Here is a 12,541-nt window from a genome sequence, read left to right on the forward strand (position 1 = left end):
GCGAACAGCTGCTTGCGCTCTATCGGACAAGACCGCATGTCGCGCCGCAAGTGGACCTGGATCCGGAAACGCTTCGGGCGGAACCGTATCCGTCGAACGGATACAATGCGGATCTGTTGACCCACGACACCGGATGGCGTCCGCAATACACGTTCGAAGAGGCGCTTGACGACTATCTCGAGTGGCTTGGCGAACACCCCTACTGACCCTTCACACGTGGCTGGGCTTGCCCCGCGATGCAAGGGCGTTGACTCTGCGAGGAGGGCGTAGAAGTGCGAGTGGCGTACGTCGTGAGCGCAGAGCCGAGCGTGGTTTGGGCGCTCAGAGCCGGAACAGGCGCTGCGCATTTCGGTATGCGATCTTGTCCCTGTCGGCCGGGCTGATCGGTGCCTCGGCCAAAAACTTCGAATGTTCCGCCGGATCGCCGAAGGGGTAGTCGCTGGAGAACATGATGCGGTCGGCGCCGAACACCTGCAGGGCGCACAGCAGCGGCGGAGTAGTGGTGTAGCCGCAGATGGTGATGTGCACGTGCTCGCGGATGACTTCTGCCACCGAAGGCGCCTCGGGGTTGGCCCTACTGAGCACCCTGTCCGCACGCATGAGTGAGAACGGCAGGTTCTCACCCATGTGCCCGACGACGATCTGCAGCTTGGGATGCCGGGCGAAGACACCCGCGGCGGCCAGTCGCAGCACGTGCAGGCCGGTCTCGGCGTGCCATCCCCAGGCCGCGGTGGACAGCGCACTACCCGTTTGTCCGGGAAGACCACTGAAGTACACCTCCGCGACCTGCTGCGGGGGATAGGTTGGGTGCAGGTAGATCGGCGCCTCGAGTTCTTCGATGGTCGTGAGCAATTCATCGAACTCGGATGCGTCCAGGAAGCGTCCATGGGTATGCCCGTTGATGACCACGCCGCAGAATCCCAGTTCGGTGATCGCCCGCTTGACTTCCATGATCGCTGCGGCCGGGTCCTGGGTGGGCAGGCTGGCCAACGCGTTGAACCGGTCGGGGTGGGCCGCAACGGCTTCGGCGCAGCGGTCGTTGAGTGCTCTGCTGAGTTCGGCGGCGGCCTCTGCGGGCACCTGCTGGGAGCCCGGTGCGACGACGGAGAGAACCTGTATGTCGATGCCGCCTTCGTCCATGGCCCGCAGGCGCTGCTCGTCGACGTCGGCCAGTCTCGCGGTGAGCGCTTCCGGTGCCATCGAGGTCGGCCACACCTGGTCGACGAGATCGGTGGGGAGTACGTGTTCTTCGAGGGCGATCAGTGTCATGGCGATCCTTTCGTCGTGGGAGCTGCGGTGGCTCAGGCCGCGACGTTCACGGCCAATCGGGGCAGCAGTGCGTGAGCATTTCCGTGCATGACCTTGGTGAGCAGCTCGGGCCGGTCCGCGAAGTAGGCGTCGACGTTGCGCGTGTACCAGCCGGCCATGTCCGGAGTCACCGCGGGAAAGTCCGTGCCGAACAGGATCTGGTCGGGTGGTACGAAGTTCTCCAGCGCGATCAGGTTCGTCTCGAAACCCGACAGCGCCGTCTCGAAGTAGAAGGTGCGGAAGTCGGCGATGATCTCCTCGGGACTGAGATCACAGCCGAGATAGTGCGACAGCACCGCGACCCGCGAAGCGAGGAAGGGTGTGCTCCCGCCGGAGTGCGATAGCAGAATCCGCGCGTTCGGGTACTGACGTTTGCGGCCGCTGGTGACCAGATCCGCTGCGCCCTTGTACGTCTCGTTGGGCACCTCGCTTACGGGGGTCGGCAGGAAACGGTTGGGCATCCGGTTGCGTCCCGGTGTCTGCTCTCCGTGCAGAAAGACAAGCGTGCCGCGCCGGTCGAGTTCGGCCCAGAGTGGCTCGAAGACGTCGTCGCCGAGTGATCGGGCATCATCACCAGTGCCATAGACGTTGGTCAGGGTGATGCCGTCGGCGTCGAGTTCATCAAGGGCATAGGTGAGCTCGTTGAGTGCCGCGTCGACATCGGTCGGGGTCGGCAGGTGTGCGAAGAAGCCGAACCGGCCCGGGTGGTCCTCGACCGCCTGCCGGGCGACCGTGTTGATCCCGCGGGCGAAGGTCTGACGCTGCTGGGCCGGCAGGCCGTGCTCCAAATCGTTGGGCAACGACAGCACTGCCGTCTGGATTCCAAGGCCGTCCATGAAGGCCAGGCTCTTTTCCGGTGTCCAGAGTGGGCCTCCGCCGGGGAAAGTCCATCCGGAGTCCGCGACGAGCGAGCCTTGTAGCGACTCGGCCAGTTCGCCGCTCGGGAAGATGTGATGGTGGAAGTCGACCCGCGCAAGGCCCGAACTCGTGGTCATCACTCCAGCTAAGCAGCTAGTTGACTGTTGTCAATAGTTGCTACCTGCTAACTTCTTGGAATGAATGACTCCCCGGCGGCCCCCGAGCTGCGGCTCTTGGATGCCCTGTTCAGGCTGAACAAGTCAGTGCTCGCCGATGCGCGCACGCACATCGCCGCCGCCGCGGACCTCGACCTCGCCGACTTCCTCACGCTGCGCACCATCGAGCTCGGTGTCGACACGCCCGGCGGACTGATCCGCGACCTCGGTCTCAACCCCGCTGTGGTGAGTCGCGCGCTGACGAAGCTGACGAGGGCCGGGCTGATCGAGCGTCGGATCGATTCCGACGACTCCCGGCGCTCGCGGGTCGATCTCACCGAGGCGGGTGCGCTCACCACCGCGGCGATTGGCGCCCGCATCCGGCCGGGTCTCGCAAAACGCCTGCAGCAGCTCGACCCGGACCGGATCGACACCCTTCTGGAGAGCCTCGAAATGCTCTGAGTCACGACGATGACGAGTCGGCGGCGATCTCCGCGAGACGTCGTGCAGGTGAGTCGAAGCTCGGGAACATGTGTGGACACTGGGAGTCGAGGACTTCGACAGCCACGACGGCGCCACGCACGCGCAGCTTCATCGCGGTGTGCATCAGTCGGTTCGGCGGCGCGATGGGATCACCGGCAGAGCCGATGAGCAGTACGCGGGAGGAGTTCCAGTCGCGGCGCATGACGGGTCGTGAACTCAGAAGCGAGAGTGGCACACCGACGTGCTCGGCGCAGTGGTACTGCGCGAGCACCAGATCGCCAGTGAGCCGTTCGGATGCGGGGCCGTAGTGGTCGCTGATACAGCCGGTCGGAATCAGCCGGTGTCGGACGATCGAGCTAAGAGGCAGCGGCTCGGCCGACTTGCCGACGGTCGATGCCCGGGTGGCGATGAGCATGGCCGCCGGGCCGGGCAGCCCGGCGCCGCAGATCAAGAACCGCCCGATGCCGAGCCCATGGTCGGGTGCGATACGCGCGATGTCGACGATGCCTGCGGAGTGCGACAGCACGTCAAGGTGAGGCGACTTGGCGGCCCAGCGTGCGACCATCGCGTTCGTCGCAGCTCGCCGGACCCGGCCATTCACTCGGGAGATCAACGAGCGGGGCGGAGTGGCCTCTCCGAGAAGGCCTTTCGGCGTATGGCCCGGCATGTCGAACGCGACCACCCGAACCCCCTTCGCCGCGCATCTTTCAGCCAGCAAGGCGAACACGGCGCCGGAGCATCCGCCGCCGCTGAAGCACAACAACGTGGGCATCGGCGCATCGTGGGCGAGATCGGCGTGTTGGTACTCGACGATGGGGAGACCGGCCGCTGAAGCGGAGATGATCCGGGCCTGCACCTCGATCGGTTGGTTCCGGTCGGCCGCGTAGATCTCAACCCGTGCACAGGTCACGCGGGAGCCGTCAGGCTGCTGGCGTTCCGGCCGAGTGGGCGGCATGGGCGCCTGCTCGGCGGCCGAAGAACGATCCCTCGCCCAGTTGGGTGCCGCTGCCATAGCTCTTGCCGTCAATGGCGATGTTCGACGCGCAGGCGCCCACCGCGTACAGTCCCGCGATCGGGCTGGTATCAGCACGCAAGACCCTGCCGTCCACGGTGGTGGTCAACCCACCGAGAGTGAAGGCGGAATAGGCGGCCGTTCCGAGGGACAGGTCGAACGCACCCCACGGTCCGCGGTGCTGCGCGGCCAGGAACTCCGGCTGTTTGTGAAAGTCGGGGTCTTGCCCCATCGCCGCGTAGGTGTTGTAGCGCTGCAGCGTGGCGCATAGGTTGCCGGACGGGATTCCCAGCGCCTTCTCCATGTCGGCTGGCGTCTCCCAACCGTCGATGAGAGGCACCAGCGGCATCCGTGGCATCTGCAGGTGCGCTTCGTCGACGATGAGGAACGCCGTGCTGTCGGGTTGTTCCATGACGAACGCCGACGTGCGTGCGTGGTAGGAGTCCTCGGTCACGAAGCGGTGACCCTGGTTGTTGACGATGAGTCCGGTCAACAGGATTCCCGGCGGATACACCGGTGCGGTGATGAACACCTTGTCCATGTCTCGTGCGGCGGCGCCCGCCGACATTCCCAGCCGAATACCGAGCCCGTCGTCGTAGGCATTGCCCAGTGCCATGGGCGTCGTCTTCAGCTGCGGGATGTGGTGGGCGACCATCTCGGAATTCATGATGAATCCGCCCGCGGCGATGACGACGGCCCCGGCGCGCACCGCGCCGGACTCTTCGTAGCGCCGCCACGTGGTGCCCACCAGATCTCCGCCACGCCTCACCAGGCCGGTCGCGCCCGTCTCATAGCGGATCTGCACACCGAGTGAGGCGGCGCGCTTGAGCAGGAGATCGACCACCATTCGCGCGCCTCCGGTGTCGCCGGCCACCGGAACCTTGTGACCGCGAGGGGCGGGCGCCGTCTCGGTGCAGAACGGCCACACCTTTTCGTTGCCGGTGTACATCAGGCCTTCGGTGTGGGGTTGGATGACCGCCTTGCCGGGGAAGTAGCTGCGTTCGAACCGGAAACCGAGGTCTTCCAGCCAGGTGAAGTGCTCGACGCTGCCCTCGCAGTAGGCGCGGATCTTGGCGTGATCGGGGTCGGGGGACACTGCGACGAGGTAGTCGTACATCTGCCGAGCCGAGTCCGGATGACCGGTGGCCTGCTGCACGGGAGTGCCGCCGCCGAGGTAGAAGTGGCCCCCTGCCAGCGCAGTGGTTCCGCCGGCCTCGGCTGCCCGCTCGAGGACCAGCACCCGCGCGCCCGCCTCCGCGGCCGCCACCGCCGCGCAGCCGCCTGCGATGCCGAACCCGATCACCACGACGTCGGCCTCATCGGACCACGTCGTGACGTCATCGGCCTCGACGACCTCCGGAAGGATTGTGGCACTGCTCATTTGGGACCGTCCTGGACGGGTGTAGCCGGGTGTGTCACCGCTGTCGGTGTCGGAGCATGCAGTGCGACGGCATCGATGGCGGCGAGCTTGCCGGCGAGCCGTTCGACGTACCTGGCGACGTCGTCGGCGGAGCGGTCGGGCAGGCCGAACAACACCTCGGTGACGCCGAGGTCTGCCCAGCGGGCCAGTTTGTCGGGGTCGGGTTTGAAGTCCAGGGCGACGATCTGGGGTGCGCCGTGTCGGCCGGCGGCGGCCCAGGTGTCCTGCAGCAGTTTGACCGGGGTGTCGATGTCGAAGTCGCGGGGGGTGGTGATCCAGCCGTCGGCGCTGCGGGCGATCCAGGTGAAGTTCTTCTGGCTGCCGGCGGCGCCGACGAGGATCGGGATGTGGGACTGCACGGGTTTGGGCCAGGCCCAGCTGGGGCCGAACTTGACGAACTCGCCGTCGTATTCGGCTTCCTCCTGGGTCCACAGTGCGCGCATGGCTTCGAGGTATTCGCGCAGCATGGTGCGGCGCCGCGCCGGGGGCACGTTGTGGTCGGCGAGTTCGTCGGTGTTCCAGCCGAATCCGACGCCGAGGCTGACCCGGCCACCGGAGAGGTGATCGAGGGTGGCGATCGACTTGGCCAGGGTGATGCAGTCGTGCTCGACGGGCAGGGCCACCGCGGTGGATAGCCGTACCCGTGAGGTGACTGCGGATGCGGCGCCCAGGCTGACCCACGGATCGAGGGTGCGCATGTAGCGGTCGTCGGGCAGTGACTCGTCGCCGGTGGTGGGGTGGGCGGCCTGTCGCTTGATCGGGATGTGGGTGTGTTCGGGCACGTAGAAGGTGTGAAAGCCATGATCGTCGGCCAGTTTCGCGGCGGCCGCCGGCGCGATGCCCCGGTCACTGGTGAAAAGTACGAGCCCGTAGTCCATGACCAGAATTAGAACGTGTTCCAGTCTGTCGGCGCAAGGCGGGTCCCGCTACTCGCATCGGCGGACCGCACACTTCGGGTAGTCCACTACTCACGACCCGGTGGGGTATCGGGCTGAAGAGTTCGGGCCATGGATACCGAACGATCGACAGGAAATCGACTCAAGGAGTGGGCTCGGCGCTATCTGCCGTGCGAGATCGCCGGAACGACATGTGAATTCGGGGGCGCGGGAATCGCCTACCTGCTCACCGGGTCGTTCGCCGCGGCTGCCATCGTCGCCACCATCGGTGCCTCGTTCGGGTACTACGCGGCAGCCTATGGCACCGCGGTACGCACCACCTATCGCGAGCATCTCCACCTGTCGCGGGCGCGGCGGGCGCTGACCGCCAACGGGCTCGCGCTCCGCAGCATCGCGATCGAGTTCGGCCCCGCCGAGGTGATCGACAGCCTGCTGATCCGGCCGCTGGCCTTCTATCTGGGGCCGATCCTGTTCGATGGCATGGTGGCCGGCTGGATCTTCGCCAAGCTGGTCGCCGACGTCGGTTTCTACGTCCTCGCCATCTTCAGCTACGAGCGGTTCAAGGGTCTGCTGGCAGTGCGCCTGCCCGTATCCGAGGAGGTGGCACATGGATATGCAACGCCGATCGCAGCTGCGTGACCAGCTGAGGGCTCGGGCCAGGCAATTTCGAGAACTCGTCGCCGAACACGGAACGCCGCTACTGGTTCTGGACCCCTACCGGGTGGCCGCGCAGTACTCGCTGCTCAGTGATCAGTTGCGCGGGTTCCGGTTGCACTACGCCGTCAAGGCCCTGCCGCATCCAGCGGTGCTGAAGGTGCTGGCGGCCTGTGGCAGCAGCTTCGACGTCGCGACGAATGCCGAAGTCGATCATCTGCACTCACTCGGCATCCCGATGACCCGCTGCATCCACACGCATCCGGTCAAGAAGCCGGCGGACATCGACCACGCGTACCGGCGAGGAATTCGGACGTTCGTCGTCGACAACCCGGCCGAGGCGCAGAAGTTCGTCGGCCGGGGACCCGACATCGAGGTTTTGGTGCGGCTGGCGTTTCCGAATCCGTCGGCCAAGTCGGATCTGTCGACAAAGTTCGGCGCCGACCCGGCCGAGGCGGAGCTGTTGGTCAAACACGTCGTCGCCGCCGGGGTTCGGTTCGCCGGGTTCAGCTTCCATGTCGGCAGCCAGGGCTCGTCCGTGCGGCCCTACCGCGACTCGCTGCGCGCCACGCTCGAGCTCACCCGGCACGTCGAGCGGACGCTGGGGCTGAACGTGTCGACCATCGACATCGGCGGCGGCTTCCCGGTGTCCTACCGCGAGGACATGCCCCCCATCGGTGCGATCGCCGACGTCGTCGACGAGGTGCTCGGCTCGCGCCGGAGCAAGTACACCTTGCTGGCCGAACCGGGCCGGTTCATGGTCGCGGACTGCATGACGCTACTGACCAGCGTCGTCGGCAGCGCCACCCGCGCGGGCCGGTCATGGCACTACCTCGATGACGGCCTGTACGGCAGCTACTCCAACGTCATGACCGAGGACGTCCATCCGCCGATCATCGCGCTGGCCGAACTCGACGATGTCAGGGGCGGGCAGCTGCCTCTGGATGCTGTCACGCTGGCCGGACCCACTTGCGACAGCGTCGACGTCGTCGCGAGCGACTACCCGATGCCGGCCTTGCGGGTCGGTGACGTCGTGGTCAGTCCGATGATGGGCGCCTATACGACGGTGACGTCGTCACGCTTCAACGGAATCGGCGAGACGCCGATCGTGGTGGCCAATGCCGCAGCGAACCATGTTGACCGGGTTGGTCCGTAACACGCTCGACGGAACTACGCTCAGCCGATCGTTGGCAAACTAAGAGGGGTGTGCCATGAAGCGATTGACACGAGACGAGATCCCGGCGGTCGTGCAGGGTGGCGGCGTTGACTTCCGGACTCAGGAGGTCGGCGACATGTCCATCGCCTGGGTGCAACTAGCGGCAGGCACCGACCTGCGGCCCGCGCTGGTTGGACTCGACGGCGATCTCTGCCAGTGCCCGCACTGGGGGTACATGCTGAGCGGACGACTGCGCATGCACACCGCCGACGAACCTCACGAATACTCGGCGGGGGACGCGTTCTACTGGGCTGCTGGTCACGCACCGGAGGCGGTCACCGACTGCGAATACATCGATTTCTCGCCCACCGAGGACATCAATCCAGTGCTCGCTCATCTCACCGGCGGAGGCTGAACCGGCTGACTTTCCGTCACCGCGAGCGTTACCCGCGACGGCGGTCGTGCCCGCTGCTGGGATGGCACAACATGACCACCGAACGGATCGCCGACCACGTCAAGTTCGCTTACTGGGTGCCCAACGTCAGCGGCGGCCTGGTGACCAGCGACATCGAGCAGCGCACCGACTGGAACTACGAGTACAACAAGAAGCTGGCCCAGACCGCGGAGAACAACGGCTTCGAGTACGCGCTGTCCCAGGTCCGCTACGAAGCCAGCTACGGCGCCGAGTACCAGCACGAGTCCACCAGCTTCTCGCTGGCGCTGCTGCTGGCCACCGAGCGGCTCAAGGTCATTGCCGCCGTCCACCCCGGCCTGTGGCAGCCCGCGGTGCTGGCCAAGCTCGGCGCCACCGCGGATCACCTGAGCAACGGCCGGTTCGCCGTCAACGTGGTGTCCGGCTGGTTCAAGGACGAGTTCACCCACCTCGGCGAGCCGTGGCTGGAGCACGACGAGCGCTACCGGCGCAGTGCGGAGTTCCTGCAGGTGCTGCGCAAGATCTGGACCGAGGACGACGTGGACTTCCGCGGCGACTTCTACCGCATCCACGACTTCACGCTGAAGCCCAAGCCACTCAACACGCCCGAACGACCCAACCCGGAAATCTTTCAGGGCGGTAACTCGACCGCCGCACGGCGTAACGGTGGGCTGTACTCGGACTGGTACTTCTCCAACGGCAAGGACTTCGACGGCCTCACCGAGCAGGTCGTCGAGGTTCGCGACCACGCCCGTGGCGCCAACCGCGAAGTGCGCGTCGGGCTCAACGGGTTCATCATCGCCCGCGACACCGAGAAGGAAGCGAAGGACGTCCTCAGGGAGATCATCGAGAAGGCCAACCGGCCCGCTGTCGAGGGCTTCCGCGGCGCAGTGCAACAGGCCGGCAACTCCACCGGCGACAAGAAGGGAATGTGGGCCGACTCGTCGTTCGAGGACTTGGTGCAGTACAACGACGGATTCCGCACCCAATTGATCGGCACGCCCGAGCAGATCGCCGAACGGATCGCCGGCTACCGCAAACGCGGCGCCGACCTGATCCTCGGCGGCTTCCTTCACTTCCAGGAGGAGATCGAGTACTTCGGCGCCAACGTGCTGCCGTTGGTGCGCGAAATCGAGGAGTCCGAAGACAATTCGCGCGACGCTCCGGTTCTCGTCTCGGCCTGAACATCGGCTGTTTGCTCACCGCGGCCGCGTGGTACCCGACGCGCCGACGGGGATCAACGCCGCGCCGCCGTGCGCTAGCGTGGATGGTCGAATCAATGCACAGGAGAGGTCATGACCTACCCGCCCAGTAGCCCCGGCTATTCATCCACACCGCCGACGACGCAGTTCTCTGTACCAACTCAGCAGTTGTCCACGATCCCCGAGTCCGCTCCCGCGGGCCCCAGCAAGCTGCCGGTGTACCTGGCCGTCGCGGTCACGGTGCTCGGTTTCGCCGTCTATCTGTCGAGTTTCGGCCCGCAGTTCACCATCAGTAACTCGGAATTTCCTCAGCTCGGCTCCGCCAGCGGCAGCACGCTGGGTCTGGGCATCGCCGTGCTGGTGGCGCTCCTGTCCGGCCTGGTGGCCGGGGTGACGCTGCTGCCCAAGCAGAACAACTACTCCGCCGTGGCAGCCGTCACCGCCGTCCTGGGGTTCCTCCTGGTCATCGGTGAGGTCATCAACGCGCCGAGCGGTGCCACCATCGACTGGGCGCTGTACCTGGTCATCGCCTTCAGCCTGCTGCAGACCCTCGCAGCAGGGGCGTGGTTGTTGCTCGCCGCGGGCATCATCACCGCGCCGGTGCCGAAGCCCAAGTACGAACAACCGCAGCAGTACAACCCGTACGGCGCTCCCGGCGGCTACTACGGCCAACCTCAAGGTCAGCCCCAAGGTCAGCCGCAGCACGGCGGTCCCGGGCCCCAGCAGCGGCCGAGCTACCCGCCGCAGTACGGCCAGGGTTACCCGGGCGCCCCGTCGACCGGCGGCTTCCAGGCCACCCCGACGCACTCCGGGCCCCCGACGCCGCCGACCGGCTTCCCCACCTACGGCAACCCCCAGCAGTCCGCCGCGCCCGGCACAGGAGCCCACGCGCAGCCCCAACAATCAGCGCAGCCACAGCAGCCGGCTACGGAGCAATCGGGTCCTCCTCCGTCATAATCACTAGCGGCGCGCACGACGACATCGCGCGCACCAGCTCGTGCGAGGAGCAACCCGTCTAGTGGACAACCGGCCAGTCGGCACCCGTCAGGCCCGCGACCTGCTCAGGGTCGCGTTCGGTCCGTCCGTGATCGCGCTGGTCGTCATTGCTGCGGTGGTGCTGCTACAGCTGCTGATCGCCAACAGCGACATGACGGGCGCGTTCGGGGCGATCGCCACCGTGTGGCTCGGGGTTCACCAGGTGCCTGTCTCGATCGGTGGCAGCGAGCTGGGCGTGATGCCGCTGCTACCGGTCCTGGCGGTGGCGTGGGGGACCGCGCGCACCACCGCTGCGGCCATCCGGCCCGGCAGTTCGTGGTTCGTCGTCCGCTGGGTCGTCGCGTCGGCCGTGGGCGGCCCGATGCTGATCGCCGCGATCGCGTTGGCCGTCATCCATGACGCGTCCTCCGTGCTGACCGAACTGCAGACGCCGAGCGCACTGCGCGCCTTCGGCGGGGTCCTGTCGGTGCACCTCATCGGTGCTGCGATCGGCGTCGGTTCCCGCGTGGTGCGGCGCCCGTCGATGGCGGCCCGGGTGCCGGGTTGGCTGCCGGAGGCCGGCCGGGCGGGAGCGGCGGGGGTGCTGGCGCTGTTCGGGCTCTCCGGCGTCGTCGCGGTCGGGTCGATGGTCGTGCACTGGTCGACCATGCACGACCTGTACGCCATCACCGACTCGGTGTTCGGCCAGTTCAGCCTCACGATGCTGTCGGTGCTCTACGTGCCCAACGTGATCGTCGGCACGGCGGCCGTCGCCGTCGGTTCCAGCGCGCACGTGGGCTTGGCCACGTTCAGTTCCTTCACCGTCCTCGGCGGTGACGTGCCCGCGGTACCGGTGCTCGCCGCCGTGCCGTCTCCGCCGCTGGGACCCGTCTGGGTGGCGCTGCTGATCGTTGCCGCCGCGTCGGCCGTCGCGGTCGGCCAGCAGTGCGCGCGACGGCCCATGCCCTTGCCACTGGCGGCGGCGAAGCTAGTGGTGGCGGCGGCGCTGGCCGCCGTCGTGATGGCCGTGCTCGGCTACGCGGGCGGCGGCCAACTCGGAAACTTCGGCGAGGTCGGCGTTGACCAGACCACGTTCGGTCCTGCCGTCTTCCTGTGGTTCGTGTCGATCGGCGGCCTGACCGTCGCGATGACCGGCGGCATCGCCCGCAGGCCCAGGTCCGCTCGCGCGCCCGCACCGGTCCTCGCCGACGAGCCGCCCCCAGTCGAGTCCGACGAGGTCGAGTTCGACGAGCCGGTCCTCGGTGCGCCCGACGTCGAGCCCGAGGACGAACTCGAGGAGATCGCGTTCCCGGCAGTCGAGCCGGTGCCAGCTGAGCCCGTTGTCGAACTGCCGGTGGTCGAGGCGTCCCGCATCGTGCGCGATGACGATCTGGACGACGACCCGGAGGAACACTTCGTCACCGACGACGACGAGATTTCTGAGCCAGACACTGCCAGCGACGAGGCGCGCCGACCGGCCGATTAGGCTGCTTCCGTGCAGCCCCCGCTTCGTGTGCCCCCGAGCGCACCCGCGCGGCTGGTGGTGCTGGCGTCGGGCACCGGTTCATTGCTGGAGTCGTTGCTGGAGGCCGCCGTCGGCGACTATCCGGCGCGGGTCGTGGCGGTCGGCACGGATCGTGCGTGCCGGGCCCTTGACGTCGCTGCCACCGCTTCGGTGCCCGGCTACACCGTCCGACTCGGCGACTACCCGGATCGCGCTGCGTGGGATCGTGCCATCGCCGACGCGACCGCGGAGCATCGGCCCGACCTGGTGGTGTCGGCGGGTTTCATGAAGATCCTTGGGCGCGAGTTCCTTTCCCGCTTCCTCGGCCGTGTGGTCAACACCCATCCGGCCTTGCTTCCCGCCTTCGCCGGGGCACACGCGGTGCCCGAGGCCCTGTCCTACGGGGTACGGATCACCGGCTGCACGGTGCATCTGGTGGACGAGGGCATGGACACCGGGCCGATCCTGGCGCAGGAGGCGGTGCC

General features: G+C 67.0%; 13 protein-coding genes and 1 pseudogene. 9 read left to right on the forward strand and 5 right to left on the reverse strand.

The genetic code is table 11. The features are described from left to right. A partial coding sequence (locus QOC69_RS06370; protein WP_526437494.1) for a hypothetical protein occupies positions 1-206 on the forward strand: 206 nt, incomplete at its 5' end. Between the two features lie 115 nt (positions 207-321). Here the strand turns inward: QOC69_RS06370 and QOC69_RS06375 are convergent. Next, the gene (locus QOC69_RS06375; protein ID WP_526437496.1) at positions 322-1,269 is read right to left on the reverse strand and encodes an amidohydrolase family protein; all 948 of its coding nucleotides are present in this window, start codon (positions 1,267-1,269) and stop codon (positions 322-324) included. A 32-nt stretch (positions 1,270-1,301) separates the two neighbouring features. Next, on the reverse strand, positions 1,302-2,303 hold the full coding sequence (locus tag QOC69_RS06380; protein WP_526437498.1) for an amidohydrolase family protein: 1,002 nt from the start codon (positions 2,301-2,303) through the stop codon (positions 1,302-1,304). A 60-nt stretch (positions 2,304-2,363) separates the two neighbouring features. On the opposite strand from QOC69_RS06380, the gene QOC69_RS06385 reads away from it, so the two are divergent. After that, a complete protein-coding gene (locus QOC69_RS06385) occupies positions 2,364-2,783 on the forward strand; it encodes a MarR family winged helix-turn-helix transcriptional regulator (RefSeq protein WP_526437500.1) in 420 nt (139 codons plus the stop codon). A gap of 1 nt (position 2,784) precedes the next feature. Here QOC69_RS06385 and QOC69_RS06390 read toward each other — a convergent pair whose 3' ends face one another. The 3 genes and pseudogenes from QOC69_RS06390 to QOC69_RS06400 form a co-directional block, all read right to left on the reverse strand. Next, a complete protein-coding gene (locus QOC69_RS06390) occupies positions 2,785-3,714 on the reverse strand; it encodes an alpha/beta fold hydrolase (RefSeq protein ID WP_526437502.1) in 930 nt (309 codons plus the stop codon). A gap of 10 nt (positions 3,715-3,724) precedes the next feature. Then, positions 3,725-5,197, reverse strand: coding sequence for an FAD-binding protein (locus tag QOC69_RS06395; RefSeq protein ID WP_526437504.1), 1,473 nt, complete (start codon positions 5,195-5,197; stop codon positions 3,725-3,727). 80 nt (positions 5,198-5,277) lie between these two features. Beyond that, positions 5,278-6,114 (reverse strand): annotated as a pseudogene (locus QOC69_RS06400) (LLM class F420-dependent oxidoreductase); the annotation flags it as partial. Positions 6,115-6,243: 129 nt separating this feature from the next. Here QOC69_RS06400 and QOC69_RS06405 point away from each other — a divergent pair. The 7 genes from QOC69_RS06405 to purN all read left to right on the forward strand — a co-directional run. Continuing rightward, positions 6,244-6,771: a hypothetical protein gene (locus tag QOC69_RS06405; RefSeq protein ID WP_526437506.1), complete on the forward strand. Its 528-nt coding sequence runs from the start codon at positions 6,244-6,246 to the stop codon at positions 6,769-6,771. After that, positions 6,740-7,942 carry a type III PLP-dependent enzyme gene (locus QOC69_RS06410; protein WP_526437508.1) on the forward strand — a complete coding sequence of 401 codons (1,203 nt, stop codon included), beginning with the start codon at positions 6,740-6,742 and terminating at the stop codon, positions 7,940-7,942. The genes QOC69_RS06405 and QOC69_RS06410 overlap by 32 nt, the downstream gene beginning before the upstream one ends. A gap of 55 nt (positions 7,943-7,997) precedes the next feature. After that, complete coding sequence (locus QOC69_RS06415; protein ID WP_526437510.1) at positions 7,998-8,357, forward strand: cupin domain-containing protein; 360 nt, start codon at positions 7,998-8,000, stop codon at positions 8,355-8,357. 71 nt (positions 8,358-8,428) lie between these two features. Next, on the forward strand, positions 8,429-9,559 hold the full coding sequence (sfnG, locus tag QOC69_RS06420; protein ID WP_526437512.1) for a dimethylsulfone monooxygenase SfnG: 1,131 nt from the start codon (positions 8,429-8,431) through the stop codon (positions 9,557-9,559). 111 nt (positions 9,560-9,670) lie between these two features. After that, positions 9,671-10,534, forward strand: coding sequence for a DUF5336 domain-containing protein (locus tag QOC69_RS06425; RefSeq protein WP_526437514.1), 864 nt, complete (start codon positions 9,671-9,673; stop codon positions 10,532-10,534). Positions 10,535-10,595: 61 nt separating this feature from the next. Continuing rightward, positions 10,596-12,038, forward strand: coding sequence for a cell division protein PerM (locus QOC69_RS06430; protein ID WP_526437516.1), 1,443 nt, complete (start codon positions 10,596-10,598; stop codon positions 12,036-12,038). A 9-nt stretch (positions 12,039-12,047) separates the two neighbouring features. Next, on the forward strand, positions 12,048-12,541 hold a 494-nt coding region (purN, locus tag QOC69_RS06435; protein ID WP_526437518.1), incomplete at its 3' end, for a phosphoribosylglycinamide formyltransferase.

The sequence above is a fragment of the Mycobacterium sp. genome (genome assembly GCF_032162105.1).
In the GTDB taxonomy this organism is placed as follows: Bacteria; Actinomycetota; Actinomycetes; order Mycobacteriales; family Mycobacteriaceae; genus Mycobacterium.

Coding starts and splice junctions, on each gene's coding strand:
- QOC69_RS06385 (WP_526437500.1), top strand. CDS start 2,364: ATGAATGACTCCCCGGCGGCCCCCGAGCTGCGGCTCTTGGATGCCCTG.
- QOC69_RS06405 (WP_526437506.1), top strand. CDS start 6,244: ATGGATACCGAACGATCGACAGGAAATCGACTCAAGGAGTGGGCTCGG.
- QOC69_RS06415 (WP_526437510.1), top strand. CDS start 7,998: ATGAAGCGATTGACACGAGACGAGATCCCGGCGGTCGTGCAGGGTGGC.
- QOC69_RS06410 (WP_526437508.1), top strand. CDS start 6,740: ATGGATATGCAACGCCGATCGCAGCTGCGTGACCAGCTGAGGGCTCGG.
- QOC69_RS06395 (WP_526437504.1), bottom strand. CDS start 5,197: ATGAGCAGTGCCACAATCCTTCCGGAGGTCGTCGAGGCCGATGACGTC.
- QOC69_RS06380 (WP_526437498.1), bottom strand. CDS start 2,303: ATGACCACGAGTTCGGGCCTTGCGCGGGTCGACTTCCACCATCACATC.
- QOC69_RS06375 (WP_526437496.1), bottom strand. CDS start 1,269: ATGACACTGATCGCCCTCGAAGAACACGTACTCCCCACCGATCTCGTC.
- sfnG (WP_526437512.1), top strand. CDS start 8,429: ATGACCACCGAACGGATCGCCGACCACGTCAAGTTCGCTTACTGGGTG.
- QOC69_RS06425 (WP_526437514.1), top strand. CDS start 9,671: ATGACCTACCCGCCCAGTAGCCCCGGCTATTCATCCACACCGCCGACG.